The following is a 14,245-nucleotide window of genomic DNA, read 5'->3' as shown; positions in this document are numbered from 1 at the left end:
ACCCCGACGTCCCGCCCCGCGATCCCGCAGCCCGCCGCCGGCGGCGTGGCCCCGCCGTCCCGGCGCATCCTGATGCTGTCCTGGGAGTACCCGCCGGTGCTCGTCGGCGGCCTCGGCCGCCACGTCCACGCCCTCTCCGTCGCCCTCGCCGCCGCCGGCCACCAGGTCACCGTCGTCACCCGCCACGCCGACGGCGCACCCCTGGAGGAACACACCGACGGCGTACGCGTCATCCGCGCCGCCGAAGACCCCGTCACCTTCCCCCTGGCCACCAACAGCCTGCTGGCCTGGACCATGGCCTTCAACCACACCCTCACCCGCGCCGCCCTGCGCGCCACCGACACCGCCGACTACGACGTCATCCACGCCCACGACTGGCTCGTCGCGCACACCGCGATGACCCTGCGCGAGCACCTGGACGTCCCGCTGGTCAGCACCATCCACGCCACCGAGGCGGGCCGGCACCAGGGCTGGCTGCCGGAGGAGATGAACCGCACCATCCACGGCGTGGAGCACTGGCTCAGCGCCGAGTCGACCCGGGTGATCGTCTGCTCGGGTTACATGCGCGACGAGGTGGGTGCGCTCTTCGGCGTCCCCGCCGGCCGGGTCGACGTGGTGCCCAACGGCGTCGAGCCGCAACGCTGGCGGGCGCCGGCGGCAGCGGTCGCCGCCGCCCGGGACCGGTTCGCCGGAACCGGACCGCTGGTCACCTTCGCCGGCCGGCTGGTGTACGAGAAGGGCGTGCAGCACCTGATCGCCGGGCTGCCCCGGCTGCGGGAGCGGCACCCCGGGCTGCGGGTGGTGATCGCCGGCGACGGGCCGTACCGCGGCGAGCTGGAGGCCGACGTGCACCGACTCGGCCTCGGGGCGGCGGTGAGCATGCCCGGCTTCCTCGGCGGCACCGACCTACCGGCGGTGATGGCGGCGTCGGACTGCTTCGCGGTGCCGAGCATCTACGAGCCGTTCGGCATGGTGGCGCTGGAGGGCGCCGCGGCCGGGGCGCCGCTGGCGGTGTCCGCGACCGGCGGGCTCGCCGAGATCGTCGAGCCCGGCGTCACCGGGATGACGTTCCGCCCGCACGACCCGGACGGGCTGACCGACGCGGTGCACGCGCTGCTGTCGGACCGGGAGCGGGCCCGTGTGCTGGCCCGCCGGGCCCGGACCATGGTGCACGAGCAGTACGGCTGGGCCGCCATCGCGCAGCGCACCGCGGCCACCTACGCGGCGGCGATCGCGGGCGCCCCCGCCTTCACCACCGAACGCGCGGCGCAGCGGATGGCGACGGGGCACCTCCTCCCACCCGTCGCCGACGGCAACCTCCTGGCCGCCGCCGGCCTGCGCTGACCGCCACAACCCGACACCGGGCACCCGGCCCCACCGGCCCGGGTGCCCGGAGGGCTGTCGCCTGGTGCCCGGCGGCCTCGCACCGGGTGCCCGGAGGGTTGTCGCTTGGTGCTCGGCGGGCTCGCGCCGGGTGCCGGTGGGCTCTCGCCCGGTGCTCGGCGGGCTCTCGCGGGGTGCCCGGCAGGCCCTCGCCGGGGCCCTGAGCGCTCGCGCTCGGTGCTCGGCGGGCTCACGCCGGGTGCCCGGAGGGCCCTTCCCCGGGGCCCGGCGGCCTCGCGCCGGGTGCCCGCCACCCACTGTCGAGCTGCCCGCACAGATGGGGCGGCATGACTACCTACAGCCCCACCGGATGTCGAGCTGCCCGCATGGGCGCCGGCGGTGACGTCGCCGCGTCCCGCGTGGGTGGTCTCATGGATGGGGCAGCTCGACAGGACGCGAGCGGGTCACCTGCCCCCGTACAACGCGACCGGCCGCCGACCCTCGCGGGGTCGGCGGCCGGTCGGATGCGCGGCGTCGGTCAGCGCTCGGTGAGCGGCAGGTAGTCGCGCTGCGGGGAGCCGGTGTAGATCTGCCGCGGGCGGCCGATCTTGGTCTCCGGGTCGTTGAGCATCTCGCGCCACTGGGCGATCCAGCCGGGCAGCCGGCCCAGCGCGAAGAGCACCGTGAACATCTTGGTCGGGAAGCCCATGGCCTTGTAGATCAGGCCGGTGTAGAAGTCCACGTTCGGGTAGAGCTTGCGGGAGACGAAGAAGTCGTCCGCCAGGGCGATCTCCTCCAGCTCCATCGCGATGTCGAGCAGCGGGTCCGGCTTGGCCATCCGGCCGAGGACGTCCTGGGCGGCCTTCTTGACGATCGCGGCGCGCGGGTCGTAGTTCTTGTAGACCCGGTGGCCGAAGCCCATCAGCTTGACGCCGTCCTGCTTGTCCTTGACCTTCTGGACGAACGTGCGTACGTCGCCGCCCTGGGCCTGGATCTTCTCCAGCATCTCCAGCACCGCCTGGTTGGCGCCGCCGTGCAGCGGGCCGAAGAGGGCGTTCACGCCGGCGGAGACCGAGGCGAAGAGGTTGGCGTTGCTGGAGCCGACCAGCCGCACGGTCGAGGTGGAGCAGTTCTGCTCGTGGTCGGCGTGCAGGACGAACAGCATGTCCAGCACCTTGGCCATCACCGGGTCGACCTCGTACGGCTCGGCCGGCACGCCGAAGGTCATCCGCAGGAAGTTCTCCACGTAGCCCAGCGAGTTGTCCGGGTACAGCAGCGGCTGGCCGATCGACTTCTTGTACGCGTACGAGGCGATGGTGGGCACCTTCGCCATCAGCCGCACCGTGGACATCTCCACGTGCGAGGAGTCGAACGGGTCCAGGCTGTCCTGGTAGAAGGTGGAGATCGCGCTGACGGCCGAGGAGAGCACGGCCATCGGGTGCGCGTCGCGCGGGAAGCCGTCGAAGAACCGGCGCATCTCCTCGTGCAGCAGCGAGTGCCGGCGGATCCGCTCGCTGAACTCGGTCAGCTGCTGCTCGGTCGGCAGTTCACCGTAGATCAGCAGGTAGGAGACCTCCAGGAAGGAGGACTTCTCGGCCAGCTGCTCGATCGGGTACCCCCGGTAACGCAGGATGCCCGCGTCGCCGTCGATGTAGGTGATCGCGGACGAGCAGGCCGCGGTGTTGACGAAACCGGGGTCGTAGGTCGTCAACCCGGTTTCCTTCAGCAGCTTGCCCACCCCGATACCGGCGGGGCCCTCGACCGCGGACTGCACCGGCATCGACAGCTGCCCACCGGGGTGATCGAGCTTGACTTCCGTCATGTGGTTCCTCGCTTTGCCGGCAGATCTACGTTGAATTGCCTTCGCTTCTACCGTATTCGCGGTTCCCGGGACACCGCCCACCGTGGGTCGGCGGTGAGGCATGCGTCACCCGATTCCCGACCAGCCAGCGGGGAAACCCCGCCCACCGCGTGCCCTGGCCAGGCCGGGCCGCCGTGGGAGCGCGGCCGGCCGCGGCCTGGGAGCGCGACCGGGGGGTGGGTGGGAGCGCGACCGCCGAGCGGGTGGGAGCGCGGCCGGGCCCACCCTAGAAGCGCGGCCGGGTGCCGGCCGGCGCGGGGTCAGGACAGGGCGAGCCGGCGCAGCGTGCCGTCGGTGGCGACCTGGTAGACGTCCAGCCGGTTCGCGCCGGCCTGGAAGAGCCGGTCGTCGGCGAGCAGGGCGGCGAAGCGCCGGCCGCCGGCGTCGCGGGCGACCACCGGGACCACCGCGCCGACCCGGCCGTTGACCGCGACCGCGAGCAGCGTGCCGTCCGGCACCTGGTCCGGCAGGTCGCCCCAGACCAGCGCCGGCAACCGGCCGGTGTCCGGATCGACGTCGGCGAACGCGGCCAGGTCGGCCACCCGGGCCGAGCCGCTGGTCGGCCGCTCCCCCACCGTCGTGCCGACCAGCGGGTGCGCGGCCGGCGGCGCAGGTGGGCCGGGCAGCCCGCCGGGAAGCGGGACCGGCTGGCCGGGCCGGTCGTAGAAGTGCTTCGCCGGGTCGCGCGGCGCCTGCCGGGCGGACCGGCCGTCGACCCGCCGGGGCAGCCGGATGGCGGCCTCGTCGGCGACGGTGGGCAGCAGGTCGACGTGCTCCCAGTTGCGGTCGTCGACCCGGCCGGCCCGCTGCCCGGGCGACTTGACGAAGAGCGGCACCCAGGCCACCTCGTCCGGGGCGGCCCGGATCGCGTCCATCCCGCGCCCCTGGGCGCCCTGGGTGAAGCTCACCCCGTGATCGGCGGTGACCACCAGCAGGGCCTGGTCGTAGAGGCCGGTGGCGCGCAGCGTACGCAGCGTCTCGCCGATCAGCCGGTCGGTGTAGCCGAGCTGCGCGAGGTGCCGCTGCCGAGCCAGCTCCACCCAGCCGGCGCCCTCGTTCGGCAGGTCCTCGGGGGCGTCGTAGCGCGCCCCCGACGGCAGGTACGCCCACGGCGAGTGCGGCATCAGCAGGTGCAGGAAGTGCAGCGTCGGCCGGGCGGTGGGCTTCAGGCCGGCCAGGAACGCGGTGAACCGGGCCGGCTGGTTGTCGTCCAGGCTGTCCCAACGGAACTTCGGGTCGTCCGGGACCGGCTCGGCGGCGTCCAGCCCCGCCTCGGCCCGGGTGCGCTCCCGGTAGGAGTCCTCCGGGTCGACCCGGCTCTCCACCGGCGCGGCCAACCGCCCCAGCAGCTTGCCGGTCTCCCGGACCAGCACCCCGAGCCCCTGTTCCGGGCTGACCGGCTGGTCGCAGCGGCTGGGCGGGCAGAGCCGGGTGATGCTCTCCTCGGCCCGGATGTCGTACAGCCCGCCGAAGGCGGTGAAGAGGTTGTCCGGGTACTGCGAGTAGTGCGGCGCCACGCCGCGCTGCGGGTAGCGGCCGGTGAGCATCGCCGGCAGCGCGTACGGCGTCCAGCCGCTGACCCCGGTGGCGTTGCGGTACCAGGTGGAGCCGGCGGCCAGCTCGGCGAAGTGCGGGTAGCGGGTGGCGTCGACCCGCCCGTCCGGGCCGAGCAGGCTGACCAGCGGCAGCTCGTCGAGGATCAGCATGACCACCGGCGGATGCCGCACGCCCTGGGCCGCGCCGGCCGCGCCGCCCTCCCCGCGCGGCAGCACGACCGCCGAGCTGGACGAGAGGAACAGGAACAGCCCGACGAAGACCAGCGGACCCGCCGCGGCCACCCGCAGCACCCGCCCGGGCACCCGCCACCGCCGGTGCGCCGCCGCCCCGGCCGCGCCGGCCACCGCCGCCACCAGCAGCAGCGGTACGCCCCGCAGCCCGGTGACGTGCCGGCCGGCCTGCACGGCCAGCGCGGCGAGCAGCAGCCCGACCAGCAGCGTGTGGGTGGCGGCGCGGGCAGCCCGGCCGGCCAGCCGGGTGACCGCGCCGAGCAACCCCACGGCGAGCGTGGGCGCGACCGCGATCAGCGCCACCAGCAGCACGATCTCACCCCGGTCGGCGCGGTGGAACAGGAAGAAGTCCGGGCTGCGGCCGAGCACGTCGAGCAGCGGCTGGGTGACCACCAGCCCGACCAGCGCCGCCACCTCCAGCAGCCGGCCCAGCTCCGCCCGCCACCCGGCCGCCGGTCGCCGACCCTCCGCCGCCGACCGGACCGGAGACGCGGCCGTGGGGTCCGCGGGCCCGGCCGCGGGCGCGGGTACCGGTCCGTTCGGGGGTGGCGGCTCAGCCACCCACGACCACCGCGTACAGGGTGCGGGTGCCCGACGGCAGTTCCAGCCGGCGCTCGATCCGGCCGCGCGTGCCGAGCAGCCGCTCGAACTCGTCGCGCCGGTAGTCGGGGAAGAGCCCGTCGGGTTTGTTGGCCAGCAGCCGGCGGGCCATCGGGTCGTCCGGGTGGACGAACTCCACCACGACCCGCGCGCCCGGCGCGCAGAGCCCGGCGAGGAAGTCCACCACCTCGGGCAGCGGCACGTTGCGGCCGATCGCGAGGTGGTGCACCACGGCGAGGGCGAGCACCACGTCGGCGGCGGCGCGATCGGCGAACCCGGCCCGCTCGACGCCCCGCCAGCCGCCGCCGGGCGACGGGTCGGCGAGGTCCATCACCAACGGCAGGACGCGTCGCTCCCCGTCGGCGCGCAGCGCCCGGTACAGCTCGTCCACCACCGCCGGGTCCTGCTCCACGGCGACCACGTAGTCGGCGTGCCGGGCGGCGAGCCGGGCGTACCGGCCGTCGTTGGCGCCGAGGTCGAGCACCAGCCGGGCGTGCGGGGTGGCGGCCAGCGCCCCGGCCACGAACGCCTCCTTGGCGGCCCGGTCACCGGCGGAGTAGCCGCAGGTGCGCTGGTACGCCGACCAGTGGCTGGCGGTGGCCGGCCGGTCGAGCCGGCGGACGAGTTTCTCGATGCCGCGGACGGTGGCCAGCGCCAACTCCCGCGAGTAGCCGGCGTCCCGCAGCCGGTCCCGGGTGTCGGCGGTGCTGCTGCCGGCGTGCCGGCTCTGCATCGCCCCGTGCAGGTGCACGTGGGTGAGCACGCCCGGCCGCAGTCGACGCGCGCCGCCGAAGAGGCGGCGCATCTGGTCGGCGTCGATGCCGTCCACCCGGGCCCGCAGCCAGGGCTGGAAGTCCAGGTCGAGGTGGGCGCCGAGCAGCAGCGGATAGAGCAGCGTCTGGCAGAACTGGCGGTAGCCGGCCCAGGGCTCGCCGTCGCGCAGCGGGGTGAACGAGCCGACGTCGATGAAGACCGGTTCGGCGCCGCGCCACTGGAGGTTGTAGGCCGAGCCGTCCTTGGTGGTGAACCCGGCGAGCAGCGCCGTACGGAGGATCTCCAGGTGCAGCAGTGCGGCGTCGCGCAGCATGCTGAAGGACCACTCGTACGGGTGGGAGACGAACGGGATGCGCTCGTGCCGGAGCGCGGCCGCCCAGCCGTCGCCCGCGGGCAGCAGCGCCGGGTCGGCCGGTTCGGTGCCGCAGACCTTGCCGGCGCCGAGCAGGGCGGGGAAGAACTCGGTGCCGGCCAGGGCCCGCCACTCCTCGGCCGCCCGCGCGTCGAGCCCGCGCAGCACGTCGTCGCCGAAGTGGAAGACCCGGTTCGTTGGGTCGCGGAACGACCCGGGCTCGGGCCGCAGGCCGGTGTGGGAGATCGCCATCGCCGGGCGGTCAGCGCTGGTCGGTGGGCTGGCGGCGGAACCGGTCGACCAGCCGCCGCCAGTAGAGCTTGGCGGCCACCGCCGCGCCGGCCACCCCGCCGACCACCGCCTGCACGATCAGGCTGCCGGACCCCGCGTCCAGGTAGGCCAGATGGTTCACCGACCGCTCCTTCCCCTCGCCGTCTCGACACCTGACGCCCCGATATGACCGGAACGCCGGACTTCTGACACGGTACGTCGGCCGTCCATCTCGTGTGCCGACATCGCCCATCCGTCCGCCGTCCGATTCGTTCAAGACACCCACCCGCGCCCAGCCCTACCGTGGGCGCCATGGCACCGACACTCGATCTCATCGGAATGGTCAGCGGCGACCTGCCGCGCTCGCTCGCCTTCTACCGCCGACTCGGCCTCGACATCCCGCCCGACGCCGACACCGCGCCGCACGTGGAGATCACCCTGCCCGGCGGGCTCCGGCTCGCCTGGGACACGGTGGAGGTCATCCGCTCCTTCGACCCGGGCTGGAAGCCCGGCCAGGGCGGGGGTGCCAGCCTCGCCTTCCGCTGCGCCGACCCGGCCGAGGTGGACCGGCTCTACGCGGAGCTGGTCGCCGAGGGTTACCAGGGGCACCTGGCGCCCTGGGACGCCGAATGGGGGCAGCGCTACGCGGTGGTGCTCGACCCGGACGGCAACGGGGTGGACCTCTTCGCCTGGCAGCCGAAGACCACCGGCTGACCCGGCACCCGGTCCGCCGCCACGGCCGCCGGTCCGCGCGCCGACACCGCGCGGTCGGCCGGGTCGCCGACAGCGGCCGGCCGGACCTGGTCGCCGTTGACGGGGCCGGGCCGCCGGTCGCCGGGAACGGGCCGGGTGGCCGCTGGTCGCCGGGAACGGGCCGGGCCGGCTGGTCAGCCGCGGGCGAGCAGCGCCGTCGGCGGCACGCCGGCCAACTGGCGTACGTCCCGGGTGAGGTGCGCCTGGTCGGCGTAGCCGCAGCGGGCGGCCACCTCGGCCAGCGGCGTACCGGTCCGGGCCAGCGCCAACGCCCGGCGCATCCGCAGGATCCGGGCGAGCGTCTTCGGGCCGTACCCGAACAGCTGCCGGGACCGGCGGTGCAGGGCGCGCGGATCGAGCCCGACCTCGGCGGCGGTCGCGGCCACCGGGGCGCCTGCGGCCAGCGCCGCGGCCACCCGGGCGCCCACCGGGTCGGGGCCGCCGACGGCGCGCAACCGCCCCCGGGCCACCTCGACCAGCACGCTGGCCGGGTCGATCGCGGCCCGCTCGGCCAGGCCGGCGACCGCCCGGTCGCCCCAGACGTCGGCGAGCGCCACCCGCCGGTCCCGCAGCTCGACGGCGGGTACGCCGAGCACCGCCGGGCCGGTGCCGGGCGGCAGCCGCAACCCGACCCACCGCTGGCCGGGTACGGCCGTGCTCAGGTGGGCGGTGCGGTCGGGCCCGGCCACCAGCAGCCCGGCGTGGCTGGACCAGAGCAGGTCGACGCAGCCGTCGGGCAGCACCCGGCTGGGCGCGGTGCCGGCCGTAGTGGCCGTCCAGAGCACCGCGCCGGCGAACCCCGCGGGGCGTTCCCGGTACACGCCGACCAGCCTGCCACGGCTCCGGCCGAGGGCACGACCCGGCGATCGCCGGTACGGGCGCCCCGCCGTCGTTACCCTGCCGGTGTGCGATGGGTCGTGGTCGACGCGCCGCTGGACTCGTCCGGGCGGGGCCGGGGCGAGCAGCGGGCCCCCGACGCGCTGCGCGCCGCCGGGCTGCTCACCGCGCTCGGCGCGGAGGACGGCGGCCGGGTCGAGGCGGTGGTCGACGACCCGGTCCGTGACCCGGCGAGCGGGCTGATCGGCGCGGCCCAGATCCGCCGGGCCGGCGCGGCCATCGCCGAGCGGGTCGACGAGCTGCTCACCACCGGCCGCCGGCCGCTGGTGGTCGGCGGTGACTGCACCATCCTGCCGGGGATCTGCCTGGCCCTGCCGCCGGCGGTGACGCTCTGGTTCGTCGACGGCCACCCGGACTTCTACGACGGGCGCAGCTCGGAGACCGGCGAGGGCGCGGACATGGACCTGTCGGTGGTGACCGGGCACGGCCCGGCCGCCGCCGTGGGCCGGGACGGGCCGCTCGTCGACCCGGGCCGGGTGCACCTGATGGGGCATCGCCCGCCGGCCGACGGCCCCGGCCGGGCCGAGGCGGACCGGATCGACCCGCGGATCCACCAGCTGCCGGCGGCGCAGCTGCGGCGGCGGGGCCCCGGCGAGGTCGGCGCGGAGCTGGCCGCGGCCGGCGACGGGCCGGCCTGGCTGCACCTCGACCTGGACGCGGTCGACCCGGCCGACCTGCCGGCGGTCAGCTACCCGGAGCCGGACGGGCTGCGCTGGCCCGAGCTGACCGCGCTGGTGACCCCGCTGGCGCGGGCCGATCGGCTGCTCGGGATGAGCGTGACCGACCTGAACGTCGACCTCGACCCGGACGGGCGGCATGCGCGACGGGTGGTCGAGGTGCTCGCCGAGCTGCTCGTGCCCTGACCGTCACCCGGCGGCGAGCGGGCCCGGCAGGCGGACGGTGAACACGGTCCGGCCCGGGCGGCTGTCCAGCGCCACGGTGCCGTGGTGCGCCGCCACCACCGCCGCCACGATGGCCAGCCCCAGGCCGGTGCTGCCGTGCGCCCGGGAGCGGGAGCTGTCGCCCCGGGCGAAGCGCTCGAACACCTCCGGCTGCAGGTGCGCCGGCACCCCGGGACCGTCGTCGGCCACGGTGAGCACGGCGGCGTCCGGTCCGGCCCGCAGGGTGGTGGTGACGGTGGTGCCGGCCGGGGTGTGCACCCGCGCGTTGGCCAGCAGGTTCGCCAGCACCTGGGGCAGCCGGGCGGCGTCGCCGGGCACCCGGATCACCACGTCCGGCAGGTCGAGCCGCCAGTGGTGCTCCGGGCCGGCGACGTGGGCGTCGCTGACCGCGTCCACCACCAGCGCGGTGAGGTCGACCGGTTCGGCCGCGAGCGGCCGGCCGGCGTCCAGCCGGGCGAGCAGCAGCAGGTCGTCGACGAGGCTGGTCATCCGGGCGCTCTCCGACTCCACCCGGCGCAGCGCGTGCGCGACATCAGGCGGCACCTGGTCCCGGCCGCGCCGGGCGACCTCGGCGTAGCCCCGGATCGCGGCCAGCGGGGTGCGCAGCTCGTGGCTGGCGTCGGCGACGAACTGGCGGACCCGGGTCTCGCTGGCCTGCCGGGCGGCGAGGGCGGCGCCGACGTGCCCGAGCAGCCGGTTCAAGGCCGCGCCGACCTGGCCCACCTCGGTACGCGGATCGGTGTCGGCGGCGGGCACCCGCTCGGAGAGCGCCACCTCGCCCCGATCCAGCGGCAGCTCGCTGACCCGGCCGGCGGTGGCGGCGACCCGGCGCAGCGGGCGCAGCGTGGCCCGGACGATCAGCGCGCCGGCGGTGCCGGCCACCAGCAGCCCGGCGGTGGCCACCCCGGCCTGCGCCGCGATCATCCACCAGACGGTCTCCTGCACCCCGGCCAGCGGCAGCGCGACGACCTGGGTGCGCCCGGTGGGCAGCTGCCGGGCCACGACCCGGTAGTCGCCGCGCTCGCCCAGGTCGACGGTGCGCGGCGCGGCGCCCACCGGCAGCCCGGCCAGCGCGCTCACCTCCGCGACCGGCAGCGGCTCGCCCCCGGCCCGGTTGCCGCTCTGCGTCCGCGCCTCGGTGACCGTGCCGTCGACCACGGTGGCGACGACGGAGCCGGGTGGCAGCCCCGGCGGGAGGCCGGCGCCGAACGGCGGGAACGGGCGGTCGCCCCGGGACATCGCGCCGGGCACCAGCTGGGCGTCGACCCGGTCGACCAGGAACTGCCGCAGCGCCACCGTGCTGAGCCCGCCGATCCCGACGCTGACCAGGGCCAGCAGCGCGACCACGGTGACCACCAGCCGGGTACGCAGCGACCAGCCGGCCGGCCAGCGTCGCAACCGCGCCGGCGGGCCGGCGCGCTCACCCGGCCGGCTTGAGGACATACCCCGCGCCGCGCAGCGTGTGGATCATCGGCTCGCGGCCGACGTCGATCTTCTTCCGCAGGTACGAGATGTAGAGCTCGACCACGTTGGCCTGGCCGCCGAAGTCGTAGTTCCAGACCCGGTCAAGGATCTGCGCCTTGCTCAGCACCCGGCGCGGGTTGCGCATCAGGTAGCGCAGCAGCTCGAACTCGGTGGCGGTCAGCGTGATCAACTCGCCGGCCCGGCGCACCTCGTGGCTGTCCTCGTCGAGGCTGAGGTCACCGACGGTGAGCACCGCCTCCTCCCGAGCGGCCACCGCGAAGCCGGACCGGCGCAGCAGCGCCCGCAGCCGGGCGATCACCTCCTCCAGGCTGAACGGCTTGGTGACGTAGTCGTCGCCGCCGACGGTGAGCCCGGCGACCCGGTCCGGCACCGCGTCCCGGGCGGTCAGGAAGAGCACCGGGACGGTCGGCGTGTGCGCGCGCAACCGCCGCACCACCTGGAACCCGTCCAGGTCGGGCAACATCACGTCGAGCACCACCGCGTCCGGCTGGAACTGCCGGGCGGTGCTCAGCGCCGCCGACCCGTCGCCGACCGTGCGGACCTGCCAGCCCTCGTAGCGCAGCGCCATCGCCAGCAGCTCGGCCAGGGTCGGCTCGTCGTCGACCACCAGCACCCGGACCGGCTCACCGTCCGGGCGACGCAACTCCACCCGGGTCTGCCCCTCGGTTCCCATGGGCTCAAGGGTGGCCGGGCAGCCTACGGCCCAGGTGTGCGTCCGCTGTGTGTCAGCTGTGTGCAGCGCTCACTCGGTGACGCCGACCGGGTCGGTGCGCACGTAGGTCATCGTCCAGGTGCCCCCGCCGTCGGGACGGCCGCGCTGGTAGAGATGGTCCGGCCCGCCCGGGGCGACCGAGCCGGCCCCGTCGGGGTGACTGAGGACCCACCGCGGCGGTGGCGCGCCGTCGTCGTCGGCGGGCAGCCGGCGGACCAGGTCGTGGGCGGGTCCGCCGACGAACCGTACGGTCACCTCGCTCATCGTCCGACCTCCTGCGCGCCGCGCGGCCGGCCCCGCCCGGGCCCGGACACCGCTCTGGCTCGCAAGCTACCCGTCCGCCGCGCCGGGTGGACCCGGTCGCGCCGGATCGGGCGGCGGTTTGCCCTGATCGGGGCCCGGGTACCGCTGCCCAAGGCACCGCGCGGGCGGTGCCACGGACACGAGGAGCGGTCGATGAGGACGCTGGACGGGCGGTACCGGCTCGAACAGCGCATCGGCATCGGTGGCATGTCGGAGGTCTGGCGGGCCTACGACGCGGTGCTGGACCGACCGGTCGCGGTGAAGTTGATCTCGCCCGGGCAGGAGGGGCAGGACGCCTCGGTGGAGCGGATCCGGGCCGAGGCCCGCTCCGCGGCCCGACTGGTGCATCCGAACGTGGCCAGCGTGCACGACTTCGGCACCTGCGCCACGCTGCCCGGCCGCGAGGTGCCCTACCTCGTGATGGAGCTGGCCGAGGGCGAGACGCTGGCCGAGCACCTGCGGGCCGGGCCGCTGGACTGGCGGATCGCGGTGCGGGTCTGCGCCGAGGTGAGCGCCGCCCTGGCCGCCGCGCACGCGCACGGCATCGTGCACCGTGACGTCAAGCCGGCCAACGTGATCCTCACCCCGGCCGGGGTCAAGGTGCTGGACTTCGGCATCGCCACCCCGGCCGGCGCCCCGGACCCGATGCCCGACGGGATGCTGGTCGGCACGCCCGCGTACCTGGCGCCGGAGCAGCTGGACCGGGCGCCGGCCACCCCGGCCGCCGACATGTACGCCCTCGGCGTGCTGCTCTACTACTGCCTGGTCGGCGAGCTGCCGTACCCGGCCGGCACGATGACCCAGCTGATCGGCGCGCGGCGCCGGCAACCGCCCCGGCCGTTGCCGGCGGTCGACGGGCTGCCGGCGGAGGTGGCCGAGCTGTGCGGGCGGTGCCTTGCCGACGACCCGGCGGCCCGGCCGAGCAGCCTGGTGGCCGCGCTGGTGCTGGCCGAGGCGGTGGACGCCCGGGTGTACGTGCCGATGCGGCTGCCGACCCCGCCGCGCCCCCGGCGGGCGGCGATCTCCCCGTGGACCGAGCGGGCCGCCGCCGAGGCGACCGAGGTAGCCCCGGCCGCCGACCTGTCCGGCCGCGCCGGCTGACCGGCCGGACGCGGCCTGTCCTGCGGTTTCACCGGACGGCGGCCGGGTAGCCGGGCGGGGAGTGACGGGAGGAACGCGATGCCGGATCCGAGTTCCTGGTTCAACGAGACTGCCAGCGCGACCGCCGAGGGCGGCCACGTACGCACCGACGACGAGGCGCTCTCGACCACCCTGGCGTCCCCGCTGGCGCCGCACTGCACCGGGTTGACCCCGTCGCAGCTGCTCGCCGCCGCCTTCGCGTCCTGCCTGCACCACGCGGCGGTGGAGGCGGCCGGGGGGATCACCGACGAGGCGCACACCGTGCAGGTCCGGGCGGAGGCGAAGCTGGGTCGCGACGACGACGGCCGGTACCGGGCCGACGTGCACGCCTCCATCGCCTCGGCGGGGCTGAGCCGGCAGCAGCTGGCCCAGCTGGTCGAGCACGCCGACCGGCTGTGGCCGTTCTCCAGCGGCGACGGCAGCCGCCACCGGCTCACGGTCACCCCGGCGGAGAACGGCCGGCACTGACGACCGACGTGCCGGGCCGGTCGCGCTGGACCGCCCGGTCAGGCACACCCCACCTGAATGGCCGAAGGCGGTCTCCTCCGTTCGATGGAGGCTGTCGATCATCGTGCGGATCCGCCCCAAGATCCACCGGGTGCCCGTTATCGGCGGGTATATGCGACATGAACGGAAAGACGGACAACCGAGTGATGTGAGCTAAGCGGGCGACCGCCCTCGATCGTCCGCCAGATCGGGCGAAATTGTGACGCATGCCACCAACCAGACCGGTGGCAACGGCCGAGGCAATTTCTAGCCTCGGCGGGTGCACCCCGACGACCCCTTCGACCAGAAGCTGACCCAGAAACGGCCGGATACCCCTCCGTCCGATGTCGCATCATCCGAACGGACGATCGGCCGTCACCGCGCCCCGGAGCGTCCCCGGCGCGGCGTCCGCGCCCTGCTGACCTCGGCCCCCGCCCGGGTCGCGCTGGCCACCGGCGTCTCCTGCTGCCTCGGCGTGGCCGCGATCGCCGTCGTCCGGACCGACGACGCGCCACGCGAGCCACTGGCCGAGGCGGTGGCCGAGCGGGCCGCCGCAGCCGACCAGGCGGCCTCCCGGTCGCTGGACCGGGCCACCTCCCC

13 protein-coding genes and 1 pseudogene are annotated in these 14,245 nt (G+C 75.7%); 6 read left to right on the top strand and 8 right to left on the bottom strand.

The genetic code is table 11. The features are described from left to right. The coding region (locus DLJ47_RS31595; RefSeq protein WP_446723632.1) for a glycosyltransferase family 4 protein at positions 1–1,344 on the top strand (1,344 nt) is incomplete at its 5' end. Positions 1,345–1,861: 517 nt separating this feature from the next. On the opposite strand, the gene DLJ47_RS31590 is transcribed toward DLJ47_RS31595, so the two are convergent. The 4 genes from DLJ47_RS31590 to DLJ47_RS36475 form a co-directional block, all read right to left on the bottom strand. Then, on the bottom strand, positions 1,862–3,145 hold the full coding sequence (locus tag DLJ47_RS31590) for a citrate synthase (RefSeq protein ID WP_109905539.1): 1,284 nt from the start codon (positions 3,143–3,145) through the stop codon (positions 1,862–1,864). Between the two features lie 299 nt (positions 3,146–3,444). After that, on the bottom strand, positions 3,445–5,532 hold the full coding sequence (locus tag DLJ47_RS31585; RefSeq protein WP_109905537.1) for a sulfatase-like hydrolase/transferase: 2,088 nt from the start codon (positions 5,530–5,532) through the stop codon (positions 3,445–3,447). Beyond that, positions 5,525–6,949, bottom strand: a complete 1,425-nt coding sequence (locus DLJ47_RS31580) for a class I SAM-dependent methyltransferase (RefSeq protein ID WP_109905535.1) — start codon at positions 6,947–6,949, stop codon at positions 5,525–5,527. The genes DLJ47_RS31585 and DLJ47_RS31580 overlap by 8 nt, the downstream gene beginning before the upstream one ends. A 10-nt stretch (positions 6,950–6,959) precedes the next feature. Beyond that, positions 6,960–7,109 (bottom strand): hypothetical protein, encoded by a 150-nt coding sequence (locus DLJ47_RS36475; protein ID WP_167183181.1) that lies wholly within the window; start codon positions 7,107–7,109, stop codon positions 6,960–6,962. 170 nt (positions 7,110–7,279) lie between these two features. On the opposite strand from DLJ47_RS36475, the gene DLJ47_RS31575 reads away from it, so the two are divergent. After that, on the top strand, positions 7,280–7,681 hold the full coding sequence (locus DLJ47_RS31575; protein ID WP_109905541.1) for a VOC family protein: 402 nt from the start codon (positions 7,280–7,282) through the stop codon (positions 7,679–7,681). Positions 7,682–7,854: 173 nt separating this feature from the next. Here DLJ47_RS31575 and DLJ47_RS31570 read toward each other — a convergent pair whose 3' ends face one another. Then, the gene (locus tag DLJ47_RS31570) at positions 7,855–8,541 is read right to left on the bottom strand and encodes a helix-turn-helix transcriptional regulator (protein ID WP_109905533.1); all 687 of its coding nucleotides are present in this window, start codon (positions 8,539–8,541) and stop codon (positions 7,855–7,857) included. Positions 8,542–8,625: 84 nt separating this feature from the next. Between DLJ47_RS31570 and DLJ47_RS31565 the strand changes: the two genes are divergently transcribed. Next, positions 8,626–9,480, top strand: coding sequence for an arginase family protein (locus tag DLJ47_RS31565; protein WP_109905531.1), 855 nt, complete (start codon positions 8,626–8,628; stop codon positions 9,478–9,480). 3 nt (positions 9,481–9,483) lie between these two features. On the opposite strand, the gene DLJ47_RS31560 is transcribed toward DLJ47_RS31565, so the two are convergent. The 3 genes from DLJ47_RS31560 to DLJ47_RS31550 all read right to left on the bottom strand — a co-directional run bounded on the left by DLJ47_RS31560 (position 9,484) and on the right by DLJ47_RS31550 (position 11,980). Continuing rightward, the gene (locus DLJ47_RS31560; protein ID WP_109905529.1) at positions 9,484–10,962 is read right to left on the bottom strand and encodes a sensor histidine kinase; all 1,479 of its coding nucleotides are present in this window, start codon (positions 10,960–10,962) and stop codon (positions 9,484–9,486) included. Further along, positions 10,940–11,677, bottom strand: a complete 738-nt coding sequence (locus tag DLJ47_RS31555) for a response regulator transcription factor (RefSeq protein WP_109905527.1) — start codon at positions 11,675–11,677, stop codon at positions 10,940–10,942. Before DLJ47_RS31555 ends, DLJ47_RS31560 begins: the two co-directional genes overlap by 23 nt. Before the next feature lie 69 nt (positions 11,678–11,746). Continuing rightward, positions 11,747–11,980, bottom strand: a complete 234-nt coding sequence (locus DLJ47_RS31550; protein ID WP_109905525.1) for a hypothetical protein — start codon at positions 11,978–11,980, stop codon at positions 11,747–11,749. Positions 11,981–12,172: 192 nt separating this feature from the next. Between DLJ47_RS31550 and DLJ47_RS31545 the strand changes: the two genes are divergently transcribed. The 3 genes and pseudogenes from DLJ47_RS31545 to DLJ47_RS31535 form a co-directional block, all read left to right on the top strand. Next, positions 12,173–13,120: a serine/threonine-protein kinase gene (locus DLJ47_RS31545; RefSeq protein ID WP_109905523.1), complete on the top strand. Its 948-nt coding sequence runs from the start codon at positions 12,173–12,175 to the stop codon at positions 13,118–13,120. A gap of 78 nt (positions 13,121–13,198) precedes the next feature. Beyond that, positions 13,199–13,627, top strand: coding sequence for an OsmC family protein (locus tag DLJ47_RS31540; protein ID WP_109905521.1), 429 nt, complete (start codon positions 13,199–13,201; stop codon positions 13,625–13,627). 298 nt (positions 13,628–13,925) lie between these two features. Beyond that, a pseudogene (locus DLJ47_RS31535) lies at positions 13,926–14,245 on the top strand (hypothetical protein); the annotation flags it as partial.

It is taken from the genome of Micromonospora sp. S4605, assembly GCF_003176715.1.
Lineage (GTDB): Bacteria > Actinomycetota > Actinomycetes > Mycobacteriales > Micromonosporaceae > Micromonospora > Micromonospora echinaurantiaca.
The sequence above is the reverse complement of the archived record's forward strand: the minus strand, read 5'-3'. Positions and strand labels throughout refer to the sequence as shown.

Bases quoted from the DNA above. Each gene is read 5' to 3' on its own strand.
- DLJ47_RS31560 (WP_109905529.1), bottom strand. From the start codon at position 10,962: ATGTCCTCAAGCCGGCCGGGTGAGCGCGCCGGCCCGCCGGCGCGGTTG.
- DLJ47_RS31545 (WP_109905523.1), top strand. From the start codon at position 12,173: ATGAGGACGCTGGACGGGCGGTACCGGCTCGAACAGCGCATCGGCATC.
- DLJ47_RS31555 (WP_109905527.1), bottom strand. From the start codon at position 11,677: ATGGGAACCGAGGGGCAGACCCGGGTGGAGTTGCGTCGCCCGGACGGT.
- DLJ47_RS31550 (WP_109905525.1), bottom strand. From the start codon at position 11,980: ATGAGCGAGGTGACCGTACGGTTCGTCGGCGGACCCGCCCACGACCTG.
- DLJ47_RS31580 (WP_109905535.1), bottom strand. From the start codon at position 6,949: ATGGCGATCTCCCACACCGGCCTGCGGCCCGAGCCCGGGTCGTTCCGC.
- DLJ47_RS31540 (WP_109905521.1), top strand. From the start codon at position 13,199: ATGCCGGATCCGAGTTCCTGGTTCAACGAGACTGCCAGCGCGACCGCC.
- DLJ47_RS31590 (WP_109905539.1), bottom strand. From the start codon at position 3,145: ATGACGGAAGTCAAGCTCGATCACCCCGGTGGGCAGCTGTCGATGCCG.
- DLJ47_RS31575 (WP_109905541.1), top strand. From the start codon at position 7,280: ATGGCACCGACACTCGATCTCATCGGAATGGTCAGCGGCGACCTGCCG.